Genomic DNA, 24,331 nt, shown 5'->3' on the forward strand with positions numbered 1-24,331 from the left:
TATGACCAAGGAAATCCTGTGTAGCTTCGGCGTCGATGTCGATGCAGTTGCCGGTTGGCTCGGCTCGTATGGCGGCGAGGACTCGCCGGACGACATCTCCCGCGGTCTGTTCGCCGGCGAAGTCGGCAGCCTGCGTCTCCTGAAGATGTTCAACCGTTGGGGGATCAGGACGACATGGTTCATTCCCGGCCACTCGATCGAAACCTTTCCCGAGCAGATGAAGGCGGTCGCGGACGCCGGCCACGAGATCGGTATCCACGGCTACAGTCACGAAAATCCGATCGCGATGACCCGTGAGCAGGAGGTGGCGGTGCTCGATCGGTCGATCGACTTGGTCACGGCGTTGTCGGGTAAGCGGCCCACCGGTTATGCAGCGCCTTGGTGGGAGTTCTCGACCGTCACCAACGAGCTGCTTCTCGAACGTGGGATCAAGTACGACCACTCTCTGATGCACAACGACTATCAGCCGTATTACGTCCGTGTCGGCGATACGTGGACCAAGATCGACTATTCGAAGCAGCCGTCCGACTGGATGAAGCCGCTTGTTCGGGGCCACGAAACCGAGTTGATCGAAATTCCGGCCAACTGGTGTCTGGACGACCTGCCGCCGATGCTGTTCATAAAAAAAGCGCCGAATAGCCACGGCTTCGTCAATCCTCGCGACATTGAGCAGATGTGGCGCGACCAGTTCGACTGGGTCTATCGCGAATACGACTATGCGGTGTTCCCGATGACGATCCATCCCGACGTCTCGGGGCGGCCGCACGTACTGCTGATGTTGGAACGGCTTTACGAGTATATGACGGCACGGCCGGGCGTGCACTTCGTGACGATGGATGAGATAGCCGACGACTTCGCTCGCCGCTCGCCGCGCAGATAATATGTGTTCGCTGTGTGGGGTGCTGGGCGGAGCGGAGCATTGGGCGGATGCCCATGACCGGCCGGGGACGTTCACCCGCAACACGGGTCCTGTCGAACGCCGTCGCGAACGAGCGCGGCGGATCGCGCACGCTCGGCGGATTCTCGGCCCATTCGGACTCGAGCTCGCCGATTGGAACGGCGCGGCGTTTCTGCTGTCGACCCGCACAGGACGGACCGAGATCGTCGATACGTTAGGCCATCTGTGGATCGTGGTGGAGACGCTGCTCGGGCATCCCGCCGATCCTCTCGCCAACGCATTCGACGCTGCTTGACGCATGAAGACACCGGTGATCCTGCTGACCGGGTTTCTGGGCTCGGGCAAAACGAGCCTTCTAGGCCGGTTGCTCCGGCATCCAGCGCTTACCGACACCGCGGTCCTGATAAACGAGTTCGGCGAGGTCGGGCTAGACCACCATCTATTGGAGCGCATCGACGAGACGGTCGTGCTGCTCCGGTCCGGATGCGTGTGTTGCACGGTCCGAGGAGAGCTGTCCCAGGCGATTAGGACGCTGCATTCGCGCCGCGACCGTGGCGAGGTTCCCTCGTTTCGGCGACTGGTGATCGAGTCGACCGGGCTGGCCGACCCGCTGCCGGTGATGACTACGATCGCCGCCGACCCGGTACTTCGCCATCATTTTCGGATGGGTGCGGTGATCACAACGGTCGACGCGGTTGCCGGACGCGACACGCTGATGCGACAGCCCGAGAACTTGGTGCAGGTTGCCGTGGCCGATCGGCTCGTGATCACCAAGACCGATATCGCCGAGCCGGCAAGCCTTCCGGCACTCATTGCCGAACTGCGCGCGATCAACCCTGATGCAGCACTTGTAGTCGCCGCCACGGACGAGCTCGACGCCGAAACGCTGCTCGCCGACGGGCGTCCTCTATGTGCCACGATCGACCGCCCGGTAGGACATCATGGTCAAGCCGCCTCACTGTCGCTGATCATCGACCATCCGCTCGACTGGACGCTGTTCGGGTTGTGGCTGACGATGCTGCTCCACTGCCACGGCGACCGCATCCTGCGAGTGAAGGGGCTGCTCAACATCGAGGGTGCCGTGGGCCCCGTCGCGGTTCATGGCGTGCAGCAGCTGGTTCACGTTCCAACCCACTTGGCTGCGTGGCCGGATATGGACCGGCGATCGAAGCTGGTGTTCATCGTCCGCGGCCTCGACCCCACGTCGATCGAGCGTTCGATGCGCTCTTTCGGGCTGCTTCGCTCAATCGGTACCGACTAATCTATACTGGTTTAGCCGCACCCGCGCGAGGACCCGCCTACACTGTGCGCTTCATGAACTGGGTGTTCCTTCTATTCGCCAGCGCCTTCGAGGTCGCGTTCACGACCACGTTTCGGCTGAGTGAGAACTTTCGGCACTTGGTTCCAACGATTGGGTTCTTCGCGTGCCTGTTGTGCAGCCTGTTTTTTCTGCAGCTCGCGATCCGCTCGATTCCGCTCGGGACGGCGTATGCGATCTGGACCGGGACGGGTGCGATCGGAACCGTCGTTGCCGGGATGATCTGGTTCGGGGAGCCTGCAGGCATGATCCGCATCGGACTGATCCTCGTCATCGTCGCGGCCACCATCGCCTTGAAGTTCGCCTGATCGTCGCGCTCAGCAACGAAAGCCATTCACTATGCCGATCGAACGACCGCTCTCCCCGCACCTGACATGGTATAGGCCGCAGCTGACGTCGGTGCTCTCGATCGCGCATCGGGCATCGGGCATCGTCCTGTCGGTCGGGTCCGTCCTGGTCGTCTGGTGGCTGGTCGCAATCGGGGCGGGGGGTGAGACATACCGCGCGACGCGGACGGCTATCGCGTCCCCGATGGGAACTCTCGCGCTGGCGGCCTGGTCCGTTGCGTTCTTCTACCATTTGACCAACGGCGTCAGGCATCTCGCCTGGGATGCGGGCTTCGGCTTCGAGCTACGGACGGCGTATCGGAGCGGATACGCCGTTCTGGCGGCGACCGGTCTGCTGACCGCAGCCTCCTGGCTCTTCGTGATTGCCGGTTAGATGGGCGCGGGCGACAATGACGCTGCGGCGGGTGCGACCGCCTTGCGGGACGACTCTCGGCGTCGCCGCGTCGCCGGCTTGGGAAGCGCCGGTACCGGGCTGGCGGAATGGCGGCTGCAGCGACTGACCGCCCTGGCGTTGATTCCGCTGGGGTTGTATTTTGTCGCCTCGGTTCTTCACATGGCGGCAGCGCCGCACGACATCGCCGCTGGCTGGCTCACACGGCCGTTCAACGCCTTCGTGATGTTACTATTCGTCGTAGCAATGCTGCTCCACGCGCTGGTCGGGCTGCGGTCCATAATGGCGGACTACGTGCATGGCCGCATGGACAGGTTCCTCGCCGAGATCGGTCTTCTCGCGCTGGCGCTCGCCCTGGGTCTCGCTGGTGTCCTCGCTATCTTGAAGGTCTTCACGGGTGGAGGAGGGTCGTGACCCCAGCTTATGACATCATCGACCACGAATTCGACGTCGTCGTCCTCGGCGCCGGCGGCGCGGGGCTGCGCGCGACGTTGGGGATGGTCGCGGGTGGGCTCACCACCGCCTGCATCAGCAAGGTGTTCCCGACCCGGAGCCACACCGTCGCCGCGCAGGGCGGCATCAGCGCGGCGCTCGGGAACATGGGCGAGGATGACTGGCGCTGGCATATGTACGACACCGTCGCGGGCGGCGTCTGGCTGACGGATCAAGATGCTGCCGAGTTCATGTGCCGGCAGGCGATCGCCGCAGTGGTCGAACTCGAGCATCTCGGCGTGCCGTTCAGTCGTACGGAGGACGGGCGCATCTACCAGCGCCGCTTCGGCGGCCACACCACGCACTTCGCCCAAGGCGAGTTGGCGCAGCGATCCTGCGCCGCAGCCGACCGCACCGGCCACGCCATCTTGCACACGCTCTATACGCAGTGTCTGAAGCACAAGGCGCAGTTCTTCGTCGAGTACTTCGCGCTCGATTTTCTGATGGGCGAGGACGGAACTTGCCACGGACTGCTCGCCTGGTGCCTCGAAGACGGGTCGATCCATCGTTTCCGATCGCATCGCACTGTGGTCGCGACCGGCGGGTTCGGCCGTGTCTACGAGGCTTGCACGTCTGCTCACACTTGCACTGGCGACGGCAACGCGATGGCGTTGCGGGCTGGATTGCCGCTGCAGGACATGGAGTTCATCCAGTTCCACCCCACCGGTCTATATGGCGTCGGGTCGCTGATAACCGAGGGCGCACGCGGCGAAGGCGGGTATCTGACGAACGCCGACGGCGAACGGTTCATGGCGAAATACGCGCCGCGCGAGAAGGACCTCGCCAGCCGCGATATCACCAGTCATGCCGAGGGCATCGAAATCCGCGAGGGACGGGGATGCGGCGAGGGCAAGGATCACATCCTGCTCCACCTCGAAGACATCGAGCGGGCAAAGCTGCTCGAGCGGCTGCCGGGTATCATCGAGACAGTGCGCATCTTCGCCGGCCTCGACGCCACGAAGGAGCCGATCCCGGTGGTGCCGACTGTACATTACTGCATGGGCGGCATCCCGACCAACCTCCACGGCGAGGCAATCAATCCGGCGGGCAACGACGCCGATCGAACGGTGCCGGGCCTGATGGCGATCGGGGAGGCGGCGTGCGTCTCGGTCCACGGCGCAAACCGGCTGGGCACCAACAGCCTGCTCGACCTCATCGTCTTCGGCCGTGCGGCCGCTGAGCAGGCGGTTCGCACAGTGGATCGAGGCCGGTTCGTCGCGGAGACACCCAAGGTCTCCGAGGAAAGGATCATGGACCGGTTCGACGGGATCAGATTCAAGTCGGGGGGCTGCACTCCGGGGCGGGCCCGCCGCGGCATTCAGAAAGTGATGCAGGAGAGCTTCGGCGTCTTCCGTACGCAGGAGGCGATGCAGGAGGGCAAAGACCGACTCCGGGCATTGAGGCCCGCGCTTGCGGGAATGTCGTTCGATGGACGAAGCCTGCAGTGGAACGTGGCGCTCGTAGCCGCGCTTGAGGCTCACAACCTCGCCGACCAGGCCGACGTCATCATCGAAAGCGCGCTGACCCGCACCGAGTCCCGAGGCGCACACATCCGCGACGACCATGCCGATCGCGACGACAAGAATTGGCTCAAGCACACGGTCGCATGGCGGGACGGCACGGGCGAAGTCGCGGTCGACTATCGGCCGGTCCGCCTGAAGCCATGGTCGGACGACACGTCCAGCATACCGCCCGGTAAACGGATCATCTGATTCTGCCGCTTCGACTTGAGCACCCTCGATCGGATAACAGCCATGGCCGAGTTCACCCTGCCAGCGAATTCAAAGGTCGAGAAGGGCCACCATTGGCGATTGGACGAACCCGGCGCGGCGGGACGGTGCAAGTCGTTCGAGGTCTATCGCTGGGACCCGGCGTCGGGTCGAAACCCGCGCCTGGACACGTTCGACATCGATCTGGACGACTGCGGACCGATGGTCCTCGACGCATTGCTCAAGATCGTCGACGAGATCGATCCCTCGCTTGCCTTCCGCCGGTCGTGCCGCGAGGGCGTCTGCGGCTCCTGCTCGATGAACATTGACGGGGTCAACACTCTGGCCTGCCTCCAGCCGATCGACGGGCTGAGAGGCGGCAAGAGCCGTGTCGCTCCGCTCCCGCACATGCACGTGCTGCGCGATCTAATCCCGGACCTGACCGGGTTGTACGCCCAGTACGAGTTGATCGAGCCGTGGCTCAAGAACGACCAGCCTGTTCCAGATCGTGAGCGACGCCAGTCGCCCGCTGACGCGGCGAAGCTCAATGGCCTTTATGAATGCGTGCTCTGCTTCTGCTGCTCGACCTCGTGCCCGAGTTACTGGTGGAACCCGGACAAGTACCTCGGGCCTGCCATCCTTCTCCAAGCCGAGCGGTGGATTGCAGACTCGCGGGACACCCACGCCGGGGAGCGGCTTGACCAACTGGACGACCCGTTCCGCCTATACCGCTGCCACACGATTATGAACTGCACCAAGACCTGCCCGAAGAAGCTCAACCCGTCGCGGGCAATCAACGCCATCAAGCAGCAGATGCTCGAGCGCGGGTGAATCGATGGAGAAACGGACCATGAGACACGAAGCCGTCGCCCCGACCTTCGCGCTGACGAACGATCCACGCCGCAATAAGGGTACTGCGTTCACGCTGGCGGAGAGGGAAGCTAATGGCCTGCTCGGTCTGCTGCCGCACACCGTGGAGACGATGGATCACCAGCTCTACCGGGTCCTCGACCACCTCGATCAGAAGACGTCCGACCTTGAGCGCTACATCTACCTAACCGGACTTCTCGATCGCAATGAGACGCTGTTCTACAACGTCGTGATGAGCGACCCGGTTCGCTTCCTGCCGATCATCTACGCGCCGACCGTCGGGGAGGCCTGCCTCAAGTTCGGTAGTATCTACCGTCGGGCCCATGGAATGTACGTCGCGCACGACATGAAAGGCCGCGTAGCCGAGGTGCTCCGCAACTGGCCGGAGCGCGACGTCCGCTTCATCTGCGTCTCGACCGGTGGACGTATTCTGGGATTGGGCGACCTCGGCGCGAACGGCATGGGCATCGCGATCGGCAAGCTCCAACTTTACACCGCCTGCGCCGGGGTTCCGCCGCACACACTGCTCCCCGTCCTCCTCGACATCGGCACCAGCAGCGCGTCGCTGCGCGCCGATCCACTTTATCTCGGGCTTCGTCAGGAGCCGCCACCGACGGATCAGCTCGACGAATTCGTCGAGGAATTCGTGCAGGCGGTGCAGGAGGTGTTTCCCGGCTGCTGCATCCACTTCGAGGACTGGAAGGGTAGTGATGCGATCCGGCTGCTCGAGCGATACGCCGACCGGGTGCTCTGCTACAACGACGACATCCAAGGTACGGCGGCCATCGCGCTTGCAGGGCTGACCACCGCATTGCAGATCACCGACGTCGATCTCACCCAGTCGCGTCTTATGTTTCTCGGAGCAGGCTCAGCCGCGATCGGCGTCGCGGGTCTGATCGTCAAGGCCATGCAGGCCAAAGGGCTTTCCGAGACCGACGCGAGAGCGCGGATAGCGATGTTCGATAGCAAGGGGTTGTTGGAGGCCTCGCGCACCGATCTCTCGGTCGCACAACGGCCCTACGCGCACGACGCCTTGCCGTGCGCGGAGTTCGTCGAGGCAATCGGGACGTTCAGGCCGAACGCGCTATTCGGATTAAGCACCCAAGGCGGCGCGTTCGACCAGCGGGTAGTGGAGGCGATTGCGGCGATCAACGCGCGTCCCATCATCTTCGCCCTGTCCAACCCCACGGAGAAGGCGGAATGCACTGCCGAAGAGGCGTATGCCTGGTCCAAGGGCACCGCGTTGTTCGCGGCTGGGGTACAGTTCCCCGATGTCGAATATGCGGGTCGCATCTTCCATCCCGGCCAGGCGAACAACTTCTACATCTTCCCCGCGATCGGCCTCGCCACCTATGCGGCGCGCCCGACGCGGATCACCGACGAATGCTTCATCGTCGCTGCGGAGGCATGCGCAGACCAAGTCGGCGAAGATCTGCGTAGGATGGGGATGCTGTTCCCGCGCCAAGCCAACATCCTCACCGTGGAGGTCGCGACCGCGACGCGGATCGCCGAACACATGTTCGAGTCCGGTTTGGCGACTGCCGAACGTCCTCGCGAAATCCGCCCGTGGATCGAGGCGATGCTCTACCGACCGCAATACGAACCCACGTGCAGCGTTTCCCGGCAGGGGGCCCTCGAATCATGAGCACGTCCAACATCGCCGAAATGATCGTCGCGATGCTGCACCGGGCGGGGGTCAAGCGAATCTATGGCATCGCCGGCGACAGCCTGAACGCGGTGACGGAGGCGGTCCGAAAGCACGGCGAGATTGAATGGGTGCATGTGCGCAACGAGGAGGTCGGGGCGTTCGCGGCCGGCGGCGAGGCGCATCTGACCGGGTCGCTGGTCGTCTGCGCAGGCTCGTGTGGGCCGGGGAACCTCCATCTCGTCAACGGCCTGTACGACTGCCACCGTTCGCGCGTCCCCGTGCTGGCGATCGCGGCGCAGATACCGAGCGCGGAAATCGGCCGGGGCTACTTCCAGGAGACCCGACCCGAGCAGCTGTTCCGGGAGTGCAGCTACTACTGCGAGATGATCTCGACCTCTAAGCAGCTGCCCGGAGTCGTCGAGACCGCGATCCGGGTTGCGATCGCCAAGCGCGGCGTCTCGGTCCTGGTGCTGCCGGGCGATGTAGCGGGGATGGCGGTCGACGAGATGGCGGCGCCGTCGCCCGCGCTTATCTTGGCGGACCCGCTTGTGCGCCCCGGAGATACGGAACTGGTCCGGCTCGCCGGCCTGCTCGATGCCGCCGGGCGCGTGACGATGCTCTGCGGCCGAGGGTGCGCAGACGCGCGTCCCGAAATGCTCCAGCTCGCCGAGGTCTTGAAGGCGCCCATCGTCCACGCGCTCGGCGGCAAGGAATCCGTCGAGTGGGACAATCCTTACGACGTTGGCATGACCGGATTCATCGGCTTCAGCTCCGGCTATCAAGCGATGAACGATTGCGACATGCTGCTGATGCTGGGGACCGATTTTCCATATCGGCAATTCTACCCGAACAAGGCGACCATCGCCCAGGTCGACCTCCGTCCCGAGAATCTGGGGCGGCGCTGTCGTCTTGATTTCGGGCTGATCGGCGACGTGCGGGCTACGATCGACGCGCTGCTACCGCGGCTGGAGCCGAAGCGCGACCGGACGCACCTCGATCGCAGCCTGGCGCGGTATCGTGAAGCCCGGAAGGGCCTCGATGATCTGGCGGTGGGACGTGCCGGCCGCAAGCCGATGCATCCGCAGTTCGTTGCGAAGACGCTCAGCGACATGGCAAGTGACGACGCGGTTTTCACCTTCGACGTCGGCACCACCACGATCTGGGCCGCTCGCTACTTCAAGATGAACGGAAAGCGACGGCTGGTCGGGTCGCTCAACCATGGTTCGATGGCCAACGCGCTGCCACAGGCCATCGGCGCTCAGGCGGCATACCCCGACCGTCAGATCATCTCGTTCTCGGGAGATGGCGGGTTCGCGATGCTGATGGGCGATCTGCTGACCCTCACGCAGAAGAAGTTGCCGGTGAAGATCGTGGTGCTGAACAACGGGACATTGGGTTTCGTCGAACTAGAGATGAAGGCGGCCGGGATGCTCGATGTCGGTGTTGCGCTGGAGAATCCGGATTTCGCCGCGGTCGCGACTGCGGCGGGAATCTTCGCACGCCGGGTCGAGGATCCGGCCGACCTGCCGGGAGCGCTGGCTGCAGTGCTCACGCACCCGGGGCCTGCATTGCTCGACGCGGTCACCGCGCGCCACGAACTGTCGTTGCCTCCCAAAATCGAGATCGGACAGATCGCCGGGTTCGGGTTGTGGACGGCGAAGGCGGTCTTGAACGGGCAGGGCAACGAGGTCGTCGAACTTGCCCGCACGGCGCTCCTTCGGTGAAGCGGTCTCGCCTATCTGAAAATCAGCGCGAAGGGGCCGCATCGTGATAGACAGCGAACGCTACGACGCCGTGATTCTTGGCGCGGGAACGGCCGGGGTCCTGCTCGCGTGGCATTTGGGGGCCGCCGGGCAGAGGGTGGCAGTGGTGGAGCAGCGATATGTCGGCGGCTCTTGCCCCAACATCGCCTGCCTGCCGAGCAAGAGCTTCATCCACAGCGCCGAGGTCGCCCATGTCGTCGCGACGGGCCATGGGTTCGGCGTGAACACGACCGGGGCCGCGGTTTCGATGCCGGTCGTGCAGTCACGCAAGGGCGCGATGGTCCGTGGGCTGATCGGCATCTACCTCGACAACTTCGACAGGACCGGCAGCGAACTGGTGATGGGACGCGGCACCTTCGTCGACGAGCGGACGCTGGAAGTGGCGCTCAACGACGGCGGGACGCGCACGTTGCGCGGAGACAGGATGTTCCTCGACCTCGGTTCGACCGCGATCATGCCCAAGCTGGCCGGGCTGGCCGAGTCGAAGCCGATGACGCACGTCGAGCTGCTCGACCTCGACGTGGTACCGGAGCATCTTCTGATCTACGGTGGTGGTTACATCGCGCTGGAGTTCGCGCAGGCCATGTGCCGGCTCGGGAGCCGCGTAACGGTCATCGAACGCGGCGAGCGCATCTTGCACCGCGAGGACGACGACATCGCGCACGCCGTCCTCGATCTGCTTCTCGAGGAGGGGGTCGAGGTCGTGACCTCGGCCCACATCGACCGGGTGACGGGCAGGTCGGGGGAGGGCGTGACGCTTTACGGCGATGTCGCGGGTGTCGAGCGAGCGATCGAGGGCAGTCACCTGCTGGTCGCGGTCGGCAAGTTTCCCGACACCGGCGGCATCGGTTTGGAGCGCGCGGGGGTCGCCCTGACCGCCTCCGGGCACGTCCAGGTGAACGCGCGGTTGGAGACCACCGCCGAGGCGGTCTGGGCGATGGGCGACTGCGCGGGCAGTCCAGCCTTCACCCACATGTCCCACGACGATTTCCGCATCGTCCGCGACAACCTGGCCGGTGGCGACCGGAGCACTGTGGGGCGGCACGTGCCGAACTGCCTGTTCCTCGATCCCGAACTTGCGAGCGTCGGTCTGAACGAGAGAGAGGCGCATCGTCGAGGCATCGGTTATCGGCTCGCCGAACTGCCTTATTCGGAAATCTGGCGCAGCCATTCGACCGGTCGGATGCGCGGCAAGATGAAGGTGCTCGTTGGAACGGACGATCGCATCCTCGGCTTCACCGCCTTCGGTGCGCAGGCCGGCGAACTTCTGCCGACAGTTCAGATCGCGATGAATGCCGGGCTTCCATACCAGATGGTGGCGGGCCTCATCACGGCGCATCCGACCTATGCGGAAGGACTGTCCGAGCTATTCATGAGAGTTCCGCCGCACGATCCCACGTGACCCCAGTCAGGCCGTGCTCGCCAGCATCGTGCTGCTCGTCTTCATGGCTGGATATGTCGCGCAGCGCGGCAACATCTGCGCCGTGACCGCAATCGATGAGCTGGTCCGACATCGGCGCCCGCACCTCTTCGTCGGCTTCCTAGTGTGCGCCGCTTGCTCGCTCGTCGCGATCAGCATCGGCACCTTGGCGGGTTACGATGTGATCACGTGCGAATTCGGCCTTCCGGCGACAATACGCCCGGCGCTCGGAGGCGTCATCTACGGCGTCGGCGCATTCGTGAATGGACGATGCGCTTTTGGCACCGCGGCCCGATTGGGCAGTGGGGAGCTTCCCCGGCTGGCGACAATCGGGGGGTTCCTCATCGGTGCCGCTTCGGTGACTTACCCGACAACGCCGCCGCCGGTGACGTCCGTGCTCCTGGGACTCCCGCATGCGACCCGGGTTCTGGTCGCGTTCACGGTGACGCTGGCTCTCTTGTGGTGTCTTTTGTCCTTGCCGAGAGCATCCGTCAAATCCCGTTGGCGCCCGGCCTCCGCCATGGTCGCGTTCGGCCTGATCGTGGGAAGTCTCGCAGTGCTGGCGCACGGCTGGGCGTATACGCCGTTCTTCAGCGGAGTGAGCCCGAACGACGCGACTTTCCGGCGCCATTGCGTGTTCGCGCTCGCACTCCTCGCGGGAACAACCGTGGGTGCGATCCGGGCAGGGCTCTTCGCCTTTCGTCTCGGTCCGCTTGACCTGTGGGCGCGGACAGCGGTCGGTGGGGGCATCATGGGCGTAGGAGCGCGGCTTGTTCCCGGCGGAAACGATGCCATGCTGCTCGTCGGATTGCCGCTGCTTCTGCCGAACCTCGTACTGGCCTATACGACGATGAACGCGACGCTGATCGCACTGGCGTTGGGCGGCAGGTCGATCCTTACCCGGTCCGCTCGACGCTATACCAGTTAAGCTCCGCTTGGGACGATCAGGTCGTATATTCTCGGCTGAATGCGAGGCAGGGTGAGTTCGATGGAGCAGGTCGTCACGCAACCGGACCCCTACGAGCCCTTTGCGCTTTCCCAAGGCATACGCGTCGGAAACCTGGTGTACGCTTCCGGGCAGGCTGGTTACGATGTTGAAGGCCGCATCGTGGAAGGCGGCTTCATGGCGCAGGGCGAACAGGCCTTCAGCAATCTTGACCGCGTGCTGAGAGCGGGCGGTTCAAGCCTCGACCGGGTCGTGAAAGTGACGATATTCATCACTGACATGGACAATTTTGGTTCCGTCGTCGCGCTGCGTCGCAAGTTCTTCTCTCAGCCGTTTCCCGCCGACAGCCTGGTTGGCGTCAAGGCATTATATCGGCCTGAAGCGGTGTTCGAGATCGAAGCCATTGGCCTTACGGATAACGGCGCCGGCACGTGAGCACCGCTTGTGATCTGGAGGCCATCGCCCTTTTGTCCGCGGTCGCGGCTGTCGAAGCAGCCATCTAGTGAAGATCGGTCAGGACGGCGACCGGAGCCGGTCGGCTTGCGCTAGGCTCGCTACGGCAGGGCTCGTGCCGTGCGCAGACGTCGTCATCCCTACAGCTGTTCTTGGTTGACCCCCTTTTACCCCCGCCGACCGCTCGCAGCGGCCGGCCAACCTGAGAGAGACGACGATGACCTTCAAGATAGTGATGATCGCAGTTGGTGCTATTGTGCTCGGCGCCACAGGTGCGATGGCGCAGGACGCCAGCAAAGCGACAACGGGCGACAAGATGGCGTCACACGACGCGATGGCGACTGACCATATGGCGACAGATCATATGGCTACCGACCATATGGCGGGACACGGGAGGATGACCAAGGCGCAGATGAAGAAGCACGACGCGATGATGAAGCACGACGCGATGATGAAGCACGATGCGATGAAAGCCGATGCGATGAAATCGTCAACGCCGCAGTGAGCCTATCGAGGGCGGGGAGGTTCACTCCCCGCCCTCCGTTCGTAATTCAAATGGCATTGCTGCGATCTAAGCGGTCCCTTTGCGGTGCGTCTTGGCCGCCGCACCGCAAACGAGCTTCTCGGGTCATGGTGACTCGGTATCGCAGTCCCAGAATGGACTTTAGTGGGTAGGTGCGCCGTTGGGACGAGTGTTCCCAAGCCACGCCGACACCTTGACACCTTCGCCATTCGGGTCGCTCCGGTATCCCGGTGGCCGCATTCCTCTTCGACGCGAACTGGCGACCGCGGAGATACCGCCTGATATCCATCCTCGGTTTGAGGATATGCGCGACACTTAGACTTTTGAACGAGTAGGGTTGAGGGTGAGCGGGTGCAGGTGCCGTCAGGACGAGAGCTTTCGCCGGGCGAAGGTCGTCGGCGGTTGAGCGGACGCGGCTATCATGGATCGTCAGGTTCGATCCACCGGCTCGCTATCGGAGTGTAGACGTTGATGAGGTAGCCGTTTGGATCGCGGGTCAGCATCGACCGGTTGCTACAAGGCTCGGTCGTAAGACCCATCGCCCAATCCCCAACGACACCCCTCAGGCGGGTTCGCTCGGAACCAACGTCTTTGACCTTAAATTCGAGGATCGGGAGGTTGGATCTCGGCACCACGGCCGCGGCGCTATCTCTAGATACCGACCGTTCGCTGCAGATCGCCAGAACACTGTCTGTTTCGCGGCTCTCGAGAAAGGCTTCACTGCCTTTGGAACCGGCGCCGGTGTCGTCCTCACCCTGGCGTCCAAGCTCCGATACGTTTCCGGCGACGATCCTCGTGGGAGTGCGCTTCATGAGGTAACCTCATCCAGGGGTGACACTGCCGCCAGTCGCGCGCAAGCCGTGGTGAAGACGATGCCGACCGCGAACGCCGCCTTGAATTTTAGACAGAAATGTTGGGACGATCCGCAGACTTTTACCGCTGTGATCTCTGACCGCGGTGCTTTTTGGCAAGATGAGGCAAGAAGCGACGCGAAACTTGCGGTTAGATTGGCGACTCCCGGCCTCATATCGAACAGCCCGAATCGGACGACCGGGTCGGCGAGTTCAGTGGCTGGAGGTCCACGGCGGTCTGCCGATGCCCCGCCTCTCGTCGGTTCCGCGGACGGGTCGCTCCCCTAGCGGCTTGCGGCGTTCGGTTTCCGACTAGGTAGCTTTCGTTGCTTCTGAGAAGAACCGGAGAAGCTCTTCCGAGACGACCTCCGGACACTCTGTCGACATCCAGTGGCCGCAGCCAGAGATCGCCCGGCCGCTTAGGTCGCTGGCAACGTCCGCGAGTTGTCTACCGAGCAGCGTTCCCGTCCCGGCCGGCTCGACTTGCGCGGCGGAAGGTAGGTTCATCGCGGAGAAGCCGCCTAGCCACAGAACGGGCATGTCAAGACGCCCACCATTCGCCGCCCAGGCCCTATTTACCACCGCATCTTGCGTGAACGACCTGTAGTAGTCGAAGCCGGCGCGGAGCGCGCCGGGCTGCGTATAGGTTCGCACGTATTCGTCGATGTCATTGCGGGTCGCTGCCGACGGGTCGTACGCCTCACCTCCGAAGAACCAGCTGATGTACTGCCGCTCGCGCCCCGCAACCAGGAATTCAGGCATGTCGAGTTGAGTATGGAAGGCGAAGTGCCAGAGCTGCGATTGGTCCCATTCCGGAAGCCCGGGGATTGCGATATCCAGGATCGCCACGCGTCTGACGAGATCTGGGTAGGTGCGAGCCAGCGAGAACGCGATCTGACCGCCTATGTCGTGACCTGCCACATCGATCGACTGCAGCCCGAGCAGCCGCACTAGTCCGGCGATGTCCGCTGCCGCCGTCTCCTTGTCGTAGCCGCCTACCGGCCTGCTCGAGTCGCCGAGACCGCGGATGTCGACGGCGATCACGTCGTGATGTTCGGCCAGCACCGGCATCACACGGTGCCACTCATACCAAGTCGCGGGCCAACCATGCAGCAGGATCAGCGGCCGGCCCTGGCCGCCTCGCACGAAGTGCAGCCGAACATCTCCCAAATGAGCCTTATGATGCTTGAACCGCCGGTTGAACCGGTCCTGTGCCTCATCCATGACGACATCTCCCCGGTCCGTTCGCCGTCTTGACACCTAGCGGGCCTAGTCCACGGCTCTGCACCATACCATACCCGTGGCTGAGCATCGTGTAGGGCCGGATCGCCCGGACAGGACGGAAACTTATGTCCATCCGGGTGAACGGGATACACCCGCGGAGCGCGATTGCGGCACCCGACCGCTTGTCCATACCTCTACGTCTTTTTCAAGCGTGCCAGTGGTTGTGACGATCGGCAAATCCCAGTCTGGAAATCCTCAAGTATCGCCTTCCCTCTGCTCTGCCGAGCCGTACCTTCGAGGATGACGTTTAAGCGGCGAAAATTGCAGAGTCGGCGTATCTTGCGCAAATGCAGGCCCGTGCGGTCGGGCAAGGCGATTTCGACCCGAGCTGAAGTCTATACCATGAGCAATGGTACGAACACGTAAATCCTTATCTTCAAACTCATGCGCCGATTTCGCCGTTGCCGTGGGTGCGGCGGCAGCGGGGGTCGTTCGATGACGGTACTACTTCACATCGACGCCAGCGTCCGTGGCCAACGCTCAGTCTCCCGAAATCTGAGCCGGACGTTCGTTGAGGCGTGGCTGAATGATGCCGGAGAGCACGGTCCTCCGACGTGATCTATCGATCTCTCCGCCTCCCTATGTCGGCACCTTCAGGCGAGACCCTGAAGGTATCTCCCCATCGGCACTTGTCGGGGCCGACGCGCCCACCAGCCTTTGAGCGCCCAACAAGCCGGCGTGCGGATCACTACCGCGATCTGATTGCAATCAACGCAACGGCGCGGATTGACGAACAGTAAGAAAGCGCAATTTAGCCCTAATGAGCTTGGTTCAAGCCGAAAACTTCATCTTTTGGGATTGTAACCTCGGTGCGCATGCCGTCGAAGGTGAGTCTGTGACTTTGAAGTCCGATGCAATGGAAACGATCTTCGCTTTACTGCTTGCTACATCGATGCTGCTAGGCGTGCCTGCTCTTGCCGATACGTCGCATACGACCGTGGACGAGCTCTACCAGGGCCAAGGCTGCTCCTCCTGCCCGCCGTTGAAGAACCTTGCGGCGATCGCCGATCGCCCCGACGTGCTGGCGTTAACGTTCGCCGTAACCTCCTCGGACCAGTTCGGCCAAAAGGACAGCTTCGCGTCGCCGATTCATACAGAGCGGCAGTGGGACGGCGCCAGAGGGCTGAACCACGTTCCGGTGTGGACCCCGCAGGTGATCGGCAACGGACGCGACGACGTGGTTGGCATGCGCGCCGGTGAGATCGACGATCTGCTTGCGAAGGCGTCGCGACCGCTCGAGCGGGCTTTGACGCATGCGGCCGACAACGTAGCGATCGGCGTGGGCAGAGCACCTGCGTGCGGCGCCGACATCTGGCTGGTGCGGTACGTTCGCGATGACGAATGCTTTCGCAGGCAGTTGAGTGGCCGATGATTGGGCGCCGTTGATGGCCGCCTCACAGGCCGGCGATACCGTGGTCGATCGCCGATTGCTCGACGAGTTGCGCCGCTGGCTGAAGCGCTATTACCGCCGCCGGCTGCCCTCCAGCATGCTTGACGACGCGGTCCAGGATGCTCTGGTGGCGATCCACACCAAGCGGCATACTTATGACCCCTCGAAACCGTTCAGCCCTTGGCTGGCTGCCATCGCGCGCTACAAATGGATCGACAGGCTCCGGTCGATGAGGACCCATCACACAGAGATGCTGCCGGAAGAGCACGCCTTGCCGGAGGCGATGGTTGTCGGGGACGCCGCCACGTCAATACTGAGTGCAGTGGTGCTTCGCGACCTGATTGCAACACTAAAACCGGCGCAGGCGGCGGTGATCAGGTTGGTCAAGCTGCAGGGTTTCAGCATCGAGGAGGCGGCGACCGTGACGGGGCAGAGCACGGCGTTGGTCAAGGTCAACATCCATCGGGGGCTCGGACGGCTGTCGGAAAAGGTCAAAGGATATGCGGGTGACCATGATGACTAGCCGGTCGAGCGAAGCGATCGTCGACGATCTCGTGGCTAGGTTGGCGCCGGTGAGACGGCGTCGCGCCTGGCAGGACGGCGCCCTGGTGATCGGGTTCGCGGCGCTCGAGCTGATCCTAGTGATAACGATGACCCGGCCAAGGCCCGATCTTTTGGTCGCAATGCATGGCCCGATGTTCTGGTGGAAGATGGCAAGCTGCTTGACGCTGGCGACCACCTGCGGGACGGCCGCGGTGCTTGCGCTCGACCCGGCAGGCTCGCCGCGTCGCTGGTGGTGGGGGCTGGCCGGCGTGGCGGCTGTCGCGGTCGCGGTGTTGTTCGGCACCTCGATCACGATGCCCGAGGGACTGATGGCCCGCCTGCAATGGCGTGACGGTATCGCATGCGCGAGCCTCACGCTGGCATACGCCGTGCCGATGGCGATCCTGCTGACTTGGCTTGCTCGGCGGGCGGCGCCGACACGGCCGCGCCTCGTCGCCTGGGCGGTGGGTCTTAGCAGTGCTGGATGGGCCGCGTTCGCGTTCGCCTGGACCTGCTGGCACGATGATCCGCTGTATGTCGTCGTCTGGTACGGTAGCGCGGTGCTAGCATGTACCGTCCTGGCACGGACGATGCTGGTGCGCTGGATCAAGTGGTGAGTGACGACCCCGCAGGGCGGGCACGCCCGTTTATCCCACTGAATCTCCGCGATGCGGAGCCGGCGGCGAAGCCACCGAGCGGCGGGTTCGCCGCCGCGATGGACGGGCAAGCGGATCGCCGACTTTCGGCAAGCCGGTACCCGAGCACCCGTTGATGCCGCCACCATTCAATAGGAGACTTATACCATGAAGTTCGCGTCAGTCAGGATCGTCACCGAGGACGTAGCAGCTCTCGCTGGCTTCTATCAGTGTATCACCGGCGTCGAACCCGTCGGCACCGAAGATTTCGTGGAGCTGCGGACAGCGGGAGCGGTCCTTGCGATCTGCAGCCGCCGCTCGGTCGACCGGGACAATGCCGGGGCCGCGCTAGCCGGCGCCAATCAATCGGTGATTCTGGAGTTCGAGGTGGCGGACGTCGATGCCGAGCGCGAGCGGCTGAATACGGAAGCCATCGTCTGGGTGCTCGAGCCCACAACTCAACCCTGGGGTAATCGTTCGATGCTGTTCCGCGATCCGGATGGCAATCTTGTCAACGTCTACGCGCCGCCGACGCGGTAGGCCAGCTCTCCGAAAGCTCGCGCGACCTCGGCGGCCAACTGGTTCATCGAGGACGCGGCGAAGCCCTCATCGGCGATCATGACCGACCGAGTTCCGGCCCCGGACTGATTGGTGGGTGCGTAGGCGTAGAAGTGTCTGAAGCCGCCCCCCCCCCTCAGGAATCGCGCGGATTCCATCTGCCTCGGTAGCCAAGAGAGGGTCTCCGCGCGAAACTTCGGGCCCCGCGGCAGGAACTCCCCAAACTTCTCGGCCAGGTGGTGGAAGATGGCGCCCGACTCGAAGATGCGAATGTCGTCAGGACCCGACCGGTCGACGAGCGCCGGAATCTTCGTATTGGGATTGACGCTTAAGAATCCGGAACGGAACTGGTCGCCTTGTCCGATTTCGATCGGCCACGCGTCGTATTCGGCCGCCTGATGGCCGAGCTAGAGCAGCTCTTCGAATATGATGGTGACCTTCACCCCATTGCGCGCCGCCAGGGAGTAGAGCTGGAACAGGTGCCGACCGACCGCCGCACGATGCATGCCTCGGCTTGGTTCGCGCAGGGTCTCGAGCGTGTCGACTTGATTCTATGGTTGGGCACATGGGTCAGTCGTACCTGAAGGGCGTATAGCCCGTCCCGTCGATCATCGTCTGGAACGGCCAACGAGCAAACCCGACGCGCTTCCGATCATCGAGGCGTATCGGCGCGGAATGCTCCCATGCTATCCGAGATTTCCGGTTGGACCCCGGTCATGCGGCTGCGGGCTAGCCCTTTGCCGCGTGACTTGAAGGGTGCCAAGCTGTGCCGATTCGAGCGTTTTGATGTTTTGATGGTGAGCGACGGAGTTCGCGGAACGCGACCATGCCAATTCTTTGGAGTGAAAGCCTATTCGATTGGAGGATTCGGTCGACGGCCAGATCGGTGGCTGCGCTCGACGCCCGCCGTTCTCACTATAGCGACGAACTCAGCTAACCGCATAACCCTTAGTGCCGCCGAGAAGTCGCTTCCCTCGATCCGCAGCAGGCAGAACAGGTCCTGGCCGTCCTTCTCGACGCGTAGCGCGGCAAGGGAAAGCGGACCGTGGAGGATGATCGAGATATGTCCATCGGCTGATACCTCCGTCTCAAGCAACGCCAGCCCCTGATCGATCAGGCTCGGCAGCGGGCTCGAAGTAGACAGCGAAAGGAGTGGCATGTCGCCACCGCGCCTGCTGCGTGCATACGACACGGCTGCGCCCGACCTGTCGCGGATCAGGTGAAGATCGACATCGGAAGGGAACACTACCCCGGCGGAGGAATCCGCTCCGGCGAAAGACGGATCGAGGTATTCCACGGCAAGCGTCTCCGCGAGGCGCAGCCCCGGATCGGGCCGAAGCGCGAAATCATGGACGTCAGGTCTAGGCAGCCAGCTTCCGATCTGCCGCGCGAGCGATTCACGGGAATTCGGTTGACCGGGCTCAGCCATCGGAATCGACGTTGACCATTGCCAGCCCTCTCGGTCGATAGCCGATGTCGTACCAGATGCCCTCGAGCGTTCCCTCACCGAAGCCCTGCATGACATCATCGAAGGTGTGCGTGGACTCTTCACTCGCAGCGGGATCGAGCACGCGGACCCGCCCGTCGCCGTAGACGCCGCCGAGGACAATGGTGTGGGTGTCGCTGCTACCGTTCCAACGGATGTACGGCTGGAGCGGCCAGTCGGCCCTAAGCCAGTCGCCAACCCAGACGGAGCCGCCGGTCGGGCCCTCGCCGAGCAGTTGCTCCCTTAGCAGATAGAGGCAGTTTAGACCGTAGACGTCGATGTAGATGTGCTGCGGCCACGCGGTTTGATCGACGAAATTCCCGTAGGTCGCTTTCACGACAGTGGGGAGATCCACCTGCTGCCCGAGATGCCGCAGCACCATGGTCGCGCACGCCGCCCAGCAGAGGTCCAAGTAGGGTGCCTGCGCGACCAAGGCGGTGTTGCTGACCATGTGCTCGCCGACAGGTGTCCCGGTCGGAGTGACGTCGAGCCAGAACGCAGGATCAGTTCGCGGCACCGGGCTTCGCTTTGCACCCGATGGCCTCAGACGGGGAGGGAGCCACGACACCGTCCTCGGTGAAGTAGGCGACCGTGCAGATTCCGAGCGGGTTCTCGGTCGCCACCGGCACGAAGGCGTAGACCCCCGGCCGCAGCGGCGGTCGATCAGGCTTGCTCTCGATCCTTTCGGCACCGCCGGGCGCCGCCGCGCCGCCGCCGCCCGCCTTGGATGCGCCGCCCGTGGCGATGGTGCTGATGGCCTGGAGCGCGGCGACGGCGACATCACCGGCCTTCGAGTTGTCGACCTTTCCGCCGACGGCCGTCAGCATCCCGTTCTCGAAGCTCAGCTGAAGGGAAGAAGAACCGAACATTCCGCTTCTGACACGCACCGCGACTGAGTGCGAGTAGTCGGGCAGGTAGACGATCTTCATCACGAAGGTGTCGGATTGCGCGACGAAACCCGTATCGGATCCCGTTCCCGCCGCGGCGACCGGAGCGGCCCCATCGTCGGTAGTGCTGGTCTTGTCGCCTGCTCCAGGTGCTCCGGGGCCCGTCCGACCGCCTGATTGCGGTTGAGGGACGAGGCCGCCGCCTGGTGGAGGCTTCGGTAGCGCGCCTCCGGTCTCAGCTGCAGGCCCGACGCGCGGATCGCCGGATGCGGTGGTGGTGGTCGTCGTCTTCGCGGGAAGCCGCGCGACGACCAGATACGGCGTCATCCGGGGAACCCTGAAGCCCGGGACCGCGCCGTCGAGAGCGTTGCGGGCGGAAACGTCGAGGGGGATAACGTCCATTGATGCACAAGACGCAAGACCGAGCGCTGCAAGTGCCAGTAGTGCATGTCTCATTAATGATCCCCCCGTCCCAAGCAGATGCTAGTCGTAAGATTCACAACGGGCAATCACTTATCGTCAGAAAAATTTCTGACTAGGTTTCACGTGATTTTATCTCAGTTAAGCTACTGTGATCATTACTAGTGCAGATCGGAGGATGCCAGCTTCGCGCTCCCGATCCCTGAAGCTGCGCAAATTGCCTATTGAGGCCAGCCGATGCTTCTGCAGGCCGCCAGCGCTGGCGATTAAGGCGATGGACTCATGCGGCACTATCGCCTTGATGCAAGTCGATTACTGTGGTGCCGACGAATCCATCGCATCGTGCTTCATCGCATCGTGCTTTGTCGTGGCGTCGTGCTTCCGCACTCGCGGAGCACTTGCGCGGCGCTCTGGCGTGCGCGATCGAAGAAGGGGCGAGACCCATGATCTAATCCGTGATCGAAATGATGAATGCGGCCTGCGGCGGCGAGACATTCGCTGAATTGGGGGCGCCTCCAGACGGTTCCGGCGGGTCGAGCCGTCAGCCGAGCAGGGCGATGTTGAACCAAAAAGTGCGCACGAGCATGTTTATTACAAGGCCGCGTTTCCGACAGATACTCTGCGCTCACAACTTGTTTATAGGTGGCAGAGGTCGATTGACCTCTCTCTTGTTTGCTCAATTCATTGTCAGCCATCTGCCGGCTTGTCGCAATTTGCGTGAAGCCGTGTAAATTACTCGCTATTTAATTATATTGTCTGTGTAACGAGAACTGCTCGTCTGCAGGCATCGCGGGCATGTTTATGCACGACGACGATACATGCCGGAGTTGCGAAAGCGCTACGCCTATTTCGTCGTCTTGGCGGGCATCCTGGCCGCATGCCTGTTCCTGTGCGTCCGCTTTAAGCGTGCGACGTGCCTATGATCGCCGCTCGACCGACGGCGGCACCCGTCCTGCTTGCACCGGACGCGTCGACGCGTCCGCGGCATGCCAGCCGAACCTGCGGCATTCGGCTCATCTTGCGCTTTACAGAGCCGACGTGCCGGGCCGCAGGGACATTGTCGGAGGCCGCGGTGTATATTCTTTACAATTCGTCCGGCGCCGACGGGGTCGCCGATCGCTTTGCGAACGCGCGGGGCCGGAGCGTCTCGAAACGGGAGGATTGCGGACGATGACGGTTTTGCTCCACATCGACTCCAGCGTACGAGGCGAGCGCTCGATCTCAAGGCGGCTTAGCAAGGCCTTTGTTGACGCTTGGTTGACCGCCTCGCCTCGCACCACCGTCCTCCGGCGTGATCTTTCCGTCTGCCCGCCGCACTTCGTCGATGAGTCATGGATCGCGGCGGCGTTCACCGACCCGGCTTCCCGTACGACCGAAATGAGGGACGCGCTCGCCGATTCAGACGAACTGATCGACGAACTTGAGGCTGCCGACGTCTTGGTGCTCGGTACCCCGATGTTCAACTACGGCATGCCGGCGCGGTTGAAGGCTTGGGTCGACCTGGTCGTGCGCGTCGGCCGCACCTTCTCGTTCGACCTCGAGCGCGGCGACTATCCGCTCGAAGCCATGCTCTTCGGGAAGTCGTTGGTACTGCTCACCTCAACGGGTGAGTTCGGCTTCGCGTCTGGCGGCCCGCGAGCAACGATGAACCATCTCGACACACACATCGCCACCGTGCGCGGGTACCTAGGTGTGCGGGACATGTTCCATGTCGGTGTCGAGTACCAGGAGTTCGGGGACGTCAGGCACGCCGCTTCGGTCGCCACGGCCCTGGCCGCTATACCGGGTCTGGTGGCGAGCGTCGCAGGCCATATTGAGGCCGCGTGATGCGGCCGCTCGGATCAGAGGAGAAGTCGATGGAAGCTCAAACGGATGACCGCTCGGTCGCGTACGACGTCATCGTGGTCGGTGCTGGCTCTGCGGGCTGCATAGTCGCCGGTAGGCTCGCAGCCGAGACCGAAGCGCGGGTCCTCGTCCTTGAGGATGGCGGACGGGACTGGTCGCCTCTGATCAGCATTCCCGCAGGCTTCTCCAAGCTGCTCGAATATGGGCAGTTTATGTATCCGTACGAAACCGTCGCCCAGCAGCATCTGGGTGGTCGCCGGATTCCGTTGGTCCAGGGGCGTGGTCTCGGCGGAAGCGGCTCGATAAACGCGATGGTCTGGGTGATCGGCCAGCCGCGCGACTACGACGCTTGGCAGGTCGCGGCCGGTGACGGGAGCGCGTGGTCGTTCGCGGACGTGCTGCCGCATTTTCGAGCGATGGAGGGAAATGAGGTGTTCGCGGGCCCCACGCACGGTGCAGACGGGCCCGTCACTGTATCGCAGCCGTTGGCGATCGCGCCGATCAACCGGGCCGTGCTCAAGGCGTTTCAGCAGGTAGGGCTGCCCTACAATCCCGACTACAATGGCGGGCAACAGCGCGGCGTCGGACCATGCCAGCTCAACGTGGCGAATGCCGAACGGTGCAGTTCCGCGCACGCCTACCTCCATCCCGCCGAGACGCGACCCAACCTCACGGTCAGGACGGGTGCGCTGGTGACGCGGGTGATCGTTGAAGGCGATCGGGCGATCGGCGTCGAACTGATGCACTCCGGCGTCGTCGAGCGCGTGTACGCGGCAGAGATCGTGCTCTGTGCCGGCGCGCTAAGCACTCCGCGTCTTCTGATGCTTTCTGGGATCGGGCCGGAGGCCGAACTGGCCAGGCACGGCATTCCCGTAGCGGTTCGATCGGAAGGTGTCGGCGAGAATCTCCACGACCACCCCGAGGTGCCCGTCATCGCGCAGTCGTACACGGAGATGGGCTATCTGAAAGACAGCTCGCTGTTTGGAGCGTTCAAGGCCGGGCTCAGGTACATCGGCACGAAGAGCGGCCCTGCCTCGAGCAACGGCATCGAGACGGTCGCCCATTTCAATCCCGAGTTTCCAGACCAAGAGCCGACGGTGCAATGCTTCCACGCCCCCGTCATCGCGCGGCGGGCGCTCGGTCAACTCGATCCCGAGCCGGGGCTGACGCTAGAGAACGTGGTGCTTCAGCCGAAGAGCCGTGGGCGACTCACGCTCAAGGATGCCGATCCCAAATCGATGGCGTTGATCGATCCGAACTACCTGTCGCATCCCGATGACATGCGTACGATGCTGCTCGGGTTACGCTACGCACGTGAGGTGCTGAACGCGCCGGCACTCAAAGCCGTGCTGAAGCCCGAACTGCTGCCTGGCGCTGCAGTCCAGAGCGACGCCGACCTGACAGCTTACGCACGTGAGAACATGTCCTGCATGTTGCATCCTGTCGGAACATGCCGGATGGGTTGCGACGACGGTGCCGTCGTTGACGCATCGCTGAGGGTTCGCGGGGTTCGGGGGCTCCGCGTGATCGACGCCTCTATCATGCCCAACATCGTCAGTGGCAACACGAACGCCGCTGTGATGGCCCTGGCCCACAAGGGTACGGACATGATGCTCGCCGAGATCGCTCCCTGAGCGACCTCGTTCCTTCCTCG

General features: G+C 63.3%; 25 protein-coding genes and 1 pseudogene. 20 read left to right on the forward strand and 6 right to left on the reverse strand.

Annotated features, from left to right (window positions below; translation table 11 throughout):
• Position 1 precedes the first annotated feature (1 nt).
• From KZX46_RS06520 to KZX46_RS06585, 14 genes are all read left to right on the forward strand, one after another.
• Positions 2-880 carry a polysaccharide deacetylase gene (locus KZX46_RS06520; protein WP_216710051.1) on the forward strand — a complete coding sequence of 293 codons (879 nt, stop codon included), beginning with the start codon at positions 2-4 and terminating at the stop codon, positions 878-880.
• A 1-nt stretch (position 881) separates the two neighbouring features.
• Positions 882-1,193, forward strand: a complete 312-nt coding sequence (locus KZX46_RS06525; RefSeq protein WP_216710052.1) for a hypothetical protein — start codon at positions 882-884, stop codon at positions 1,191-1,193.
• Positions 1,194-1,196: 3 nt separating this feature from the next.
• Complete coding sequence (locus KZX46_RS06530) at positions 1,197-2,159, forward strand: GTP-binding protein (protein WP_216710053.1); 963 nt, start codon at positions 1,197-1,199, stop codon at positions 2,157-2,159.
• A gap of 53 nt (positions 2,160-2,212) precedes the next feature.
• Positions 2,213-2,524 (forward strand): multidrug efflux SMR transporter, encoded by a 312-nt coding sequence (locus KZX46_RS06535; protein WP_216710099.1) that lies wholly within the window; start codon positions 2,213-2,215, stop codon positions 2,522-2,524.
• Between the two features lie 31 nt (positions 2,525-2,555).
• The gene (gene sdhC / locus KZX46_RS06540; protein ID WP_216710054.1) at positions 2,556-2,936 is read left to right on the forward strand and encodes a succinate dehydrogenase, cytochrome b556 subunit; all 381 of its coding nucleotides are present in this window, start codon (positions 2,556-2,558) and stop codon (positions 2,934-2,936) included.
• On the forward strand, positions 2,937-3,368 hold the full coding sequence (gene sdhD / locus KZX46_RS06545; RefSeq protein ID WP_216710055.1) for a succinate dehydrogenase, hydrophobic membrane anchor protein: 432 nt from the start codon (positions 2,937-2,939) through the stop codon (positions 3,366-3,368).
• On the forward strand, positions 3,365-5,158 hold the full coding sequence (sdhA, locus tag KZX46_RS06550; RefSeq protein WP_216710056.1) for a succinate dehydrogenase flavoprotein subunit: 1,794 nt from the start codon (positions 3,365-3,367) through the stop codon (positions 5,156-5,158). Before sdhD ends, sdhA begins: the two co-directional genes overlap by 4 nt.
• 42 nt (positions 5,159-5,200) lie before the next feature.
• Positions 5,201-5,986, forward strand: a complete 786-nt coding sequence (locus KZX46_RS06555; RefSeq protein WP_216710057.1) for a succinate dehydrogenase iron-sulfur subunit — start codon at positions 5,201-5,203, stop codon at positions 5,984-5,986.
• 4 nt (positions 5,987-5,990) lie between these two features.
• Positions 5,991-7,670: an NAD-dependent malic enzyme gene (locus KZX46_RS06560; RefSeq protein WP_219775960.1), complete on the forward strand. Its 1,680-nt coding sequence runs from the start codon at positions 5,991-5,993 to the stop codon at positions 7,668-7,670.
• A complete protein-coding gene (gene poxB / locus KZX46_RS06565; protein WP_219775961.1) occupies positions 7,667-9,397 on the forward strand; it encodes a ubiquinone-dependent pyruvate dehydrogenase in 1,731 nt (576 codons plus the stop codon). The genes KZX46_RS06560 and poxB overlap by 4 nt, the downstream gene beginning before the upstream one ends.
• A gap of 70 nt (positions 9,398-9,467) precedes the next feature.
• Positions 9,468-10,838: an NAD(P)/FAD-dependent oxidoreductase gene (locus KZX46_RS06570; RefSeq protein WP_226896133.1), complete on the forward strand. Its 1,371-nt coding sequence runs from the start codon at positions 9,468-9,470 to the stop codon at positions 10,836-10,838.
• A 13-nt stretch (positions 10,839-10,851) separates the two neighbouring features.
• Positions 10,852-11,784 carry a YeeE/YedE thiosulfate transporter family protein gene (locus KZX46_RS06575; RefSeq protein ID WP_219775963.1) on the forward strand — a complete coding sequence of 311 codons (933 nt, stop codon included), beginning with the start codon at positions 10,852-10,854 and terminating at the stop codon, positions 11,782-11,784.
• A 60-nt stretch (positions 11,785-11,844) separates the two neighbouring features.
• Positions 11,845-12,237 (forward strand): RidA family protein, encoded by a 393-nt coding sequence (locus KZX46_RS06580; RefSeq protein ID WP_216710061.1) that lies wholly within the window; start codon positions 11,845-11,847, stop codon positions 12,235-12,237.
• Between the two features lie 235 nt (positions 12,238-12,472).
• On the forward strand, positions 12,473-12,760 hold the full coding sequence (locus KZX46_RS06585) for a hypothetical protein (RefSeq protein ID WP_219775964.1): 288 nt from the start codon (positions 12,473-12,475) through the stop codon (positions 12,758-12,760).
• Positions 12,761-13,197: 437 nt separating this feature from the next.
• On the opposite strand, the gene KZX46_RS06590 is transcribed toward KZX46_RS06585, so the two are convergent.
• Positions 13,198-13,590 carry a VOC family protein gene (locus KZX46_RS06590; RefSeq protein ID WP_219775965.1) on the reverse strand — a complete coding sequence of 131 codons (393 nt, stop codon included), beginning with the start codon at positions 13,588-13,590 and terminating at the stop codon, positions 13,198-13,200.
• 351 nt (positions 13,591-13,941) lie between these two features.
• A complete protein-coding gene (locus KZX46_RS06595) occupies positions 13,942-14,853 on the reverse strand; it encodes an alpha/beta fold hydrolase (RefSeq protein ID WP_219775966.1) in 912 nt (303 codons plus the stop codon).
• Between the two features lie 916 nt (positions 14,854-15,769).
• On the opposite strand from KZX46_RS06595, the gene KZX46_RS06600 reads away from it, so the two are divergent.
• From KZX46_RS06600 to KZX46_RS06615, 4 genes are all read left to right on the forward strand, one after another.
• Positions 15,770-16,285, forward strand: coding sequence for a DUF1223 domain-containing protein (locus KZX46_RS06600; RefSeq protein WP_219775967.1), 516 nt, complete (start codon positions 15,770-15,772; stop codon positions 16,283-16,285).
• On the forward strand, positions 16,275-16,826 hold the full coding sequence (locus tag KZX46_RS06605) for a sigma-70 family RNA polymerase sigma factor (protein ID WP_226896134.1): 552 nt from the start codon (positions 16,275-16,277) through the stop codon (positions 16,824-16,826). Before KZX46_RS06600 ends, KZX46_RS06605 begins: the two co-directional genes overlap by 11 nt.
• On the forward strand, positions 16,816-17,463 hold the full coding sequence (locus KZX46_RS06610) for an NrsF family protein (RefSeq protein WP_226896258.1): 648 nt from the start codon (positions 16,816-16,818) through the stop codon (positions 17,461-17,463). The genes KZX46_RS06605 and KZX46_RS06610 overlap by 11 nt, the downstream gene beginning before the upstream one ends.
• 186 nt (positions 17,464-17,649) lie before the next feature.
• Positions 17,650-18,021: a VOC family protein gene (locus tag KZX46_RS06615; RefSeq protein WP_219775969.1), complete on the forward strand. Its 372-nt coding sequence runs from the start codon at positions 17,650-17,652 to the stop codon at positions 18,019-18,021.
• A gap of 104 nt (positions 18,022-18,125) precedes the next feature.
• On the opposite strand, the pseudogene KZX46_RS06620 reads toward KZX46_RS06615, so the two are convergent.
• From KZX46_RS06620 to KZX46_RS06635, 4 genes and pseudogenes are all read right to left on the reverse strand, one after another.
• Positions 18,126-18,530, reverse strand: a pseudogene (locus tag KZX46_RS06620) (glutathione-dependent disulfide-bond oxidoreductase); the annotation flags it as partial.
• 359 nt (positions 18,531-18,889) lie between these two features.
• Positions 18,890-19,468 (reverse strand): hypothetical protein, encoded by a 579-nt coding sequence (locus KZX46_RS06625; RefSeq protein WP_219775970.1) that lies wholly within the window; start codon positions 19,466-19,468, stop codon positions 18,890-18,892.
• Complete coding sequence (locus tag KZX46_RS06630) at positions 19,461-20,042, reverse strand: papain-like cysteine protease family protein (RefSeq protein ID WP_216710068.1); 582 nt, start codon at positions 20,040-20,042, stop codon at positions 19,461-19,463. Before KZX46_RS06630 ends, KZX46_RS06625 begins: the two co-directional genes overlap by 8 nt.
• Positions 20,029-20,739 carry a hypothetical protein gene (locus KZX46_RS06635; protein ID WP_219775971.1) on the reverse strand — a complete coding sequence of 237 codons (711 nt, stop codon included), beginning with the start codon at positions 20,737-20,739 and terminating at the stop codon, positions 20,029-20,031. Before KZX46_RS06635 ends, KZX46_RS06630 begins: the two co-directional genes overlap by 14 nt.
• A 1,263-nt stretch (positions 20,740-22,002) precedes the next feature.
• On the opposite strand from KZX46_RS06635, the gene KZX46_RS06640 reads away from it, so the two are divergent.
• On the forward strand, positions 22,003-22,659 hold the full coding sequence (locus KZX46_RS06640; protein ID WP_219775972.1) for an FMN-dependent NADH-azoreductase: 657 nt from the start codon (positions 22,003-22,005) through the stop codon (positions 22,657-22,659).
• 29 nt (positions 22,660-22,688) lie between these two features.
• Positions 22,689-24,311: a GMC family oxidoreductase gene (locus KZX46_RS06645; protein ID WP_219775973.1), complete on the forward strand. Its 1,623-nt coding sequence runs from the start codon at positions 22,689-22,691 to the stop codon at positions 24,309-24,311.
• Positions 24,312-24,331 lie beyond the last annotated feature (20 nt).

It is taken from the genome of Polymorphobacter sp. PAMC 29334, assembly GCF_019431245.1.
In the GTDB taxonomy this organism is placed as follows: Bacteria; Pseudomonadota; Alphaproteobacteria; order Sphingomonadales; family Sphingomonadaceae; genus Polymorphobacter_B; species Polymorphobacter_B megasporae.

Excerpts from the sequence above, each read along its gene's own strand:
- KZX46_RS06520 (WP_216710051.1), top strand. The coding sequence starts at position 2 with ATGACCAAGGAAATCCTGTGTAGCTTCGGCGTCGATGTCGATGCAGTT.
- KZX46_RS06525 (WP_216710052.1), top strand. The coding sequence starts at position 882 with ATGTGTTCGCTGTGTGGGGTGCTGGGCGGAGCGGAGCATTGGGCGGAT.
- KZX46_RS06530 (WP_216710053.1), top strand. The coding sequence starts at position 1,197 with ATGAAGACACCGGTGATCCTGCTGACCGGGTTTCTGGGCTCGGGCAAA.
- KZX46_RS06535 (WP_216710099.1), top strand. The coding sequence starts at position 2,213 with ATGAACTGGGTGTTCCTTCTATTCGCCAGCGCCTTCGAGGTCGCGTTC.
- sdhC (WP_216710054.1), top strand. The coding sequence starts at position 2,556 with ATGCCGATCGAACGACCGCTCTCCCCGCACCTGACATGGTATAGGCCG.
- sdhD (WP_216710055.1), top strand. The coding sequence starts at position 2,937 with ATGGGCGCGGGCGACAATGACGCTGCGGCGGGTGCGACCGCCTTGCGG.
- KZX46_RS06555 (WP_216710057.1), top strand. The coding sequence starts at position 5,201 with ATGGCCGAGTTCACCCTGCCAGCGAATTCAAAGGTCGAGAAGGGCCAC.
- KZX46_RS06560 (WP_219775960.1), top strand. The coding sequence starts at position 5,991 with ATGGAGAAACGGACCATGAGACACGAAGCCGTCGCCCCGACCTTCGCG.
- poxB (WP_219775961.1), top strand. The coding sequence starts at position 7,667 with ATGAGCACGTCCAACATCGCCGAAATGATCGTCGCGATGCTGCACCGG.
- KZX46_RS06580 (WP_216710061.1), top strand. The coding sequence starts at position 11,845 with ATGGAGCAGGTCGTCACGCAACCGGACCCCTACGAGCCCTTTGCGCTT.
- KZX46_RS06585 (WP_219775964.1), top strand. The coding sequence starts at position 12,473 with ATGACCTTCAAGATAGTGATGATCGCAGTTGGTGCTATTGTGCTCGGC.
- KZX46_RS06590 (WP_219775965.1), bottom strand. The coding sequence starts at position 13,590 with ATGAAGCGCACTCCCACGAGGATCGTCGCCGGAAACGTATCGGAGCTT.
- KZX46_RS06595 (WP_219775966.1), bottom strand. The coding sequence starts at position 14,853 with ATGGATGAGGCACAGGACCGGTTCAACCGGCGGTTCAAGCATCATAAG.
- KZX46_RS06600 (WP_219775967.1), top strand. The coding sequence starts at position 15,770 with ATGGAAACGATCTTCGCTTTACTGCTTGCTACATCGATGCTGCTAGGC.
- KZX46_RS06610 (WP_226896258.1), top strand. The coding sequence starts at position 16,816 with ATGATGACTAGCCGGTCGAGCGAAGCGATCGTCGACGATCTCGTGGCT.
- KZX46_RS06615 (WP_219775969.1), top strand. The coding sequence starts at position 17,650 with ATGAAGTTCGCGTCAGTCAGGATCGTCACCGAGGACGTAGCAGCTCTC.
- KZX46_RS06625 (WP_219775970.1), bottom strand. The coding sequence starts at position 19,468 with ATGGCTGAGCCCGGTCAACCGAATTCCCGTGAATCGCTCGCGCGGCAG.
- KZX46_RS06635 (WP_219775971.1), bottom strand. The coding sequence starts at position 20,739 with ATGACGCCGTATCTGGTCGTCGCGCGGCTTCCCGCGAAGACGACGACC.
- KZX46_RS06640 (WP_219775972.1), top strand. The coding sequence starts at position 22,003 with ATGACGGTTTTGCTCCACATCGACTCCAGCGTACGAGGCGAGCGCTCG.
- KZX46_RS06645 (WP_219775973.1), top strand. The coding sequence starts at position 22,689 with ATGGAAGCTCAAACGGATGACCGCTCGGTCGCGTACGACGTCATCGTG.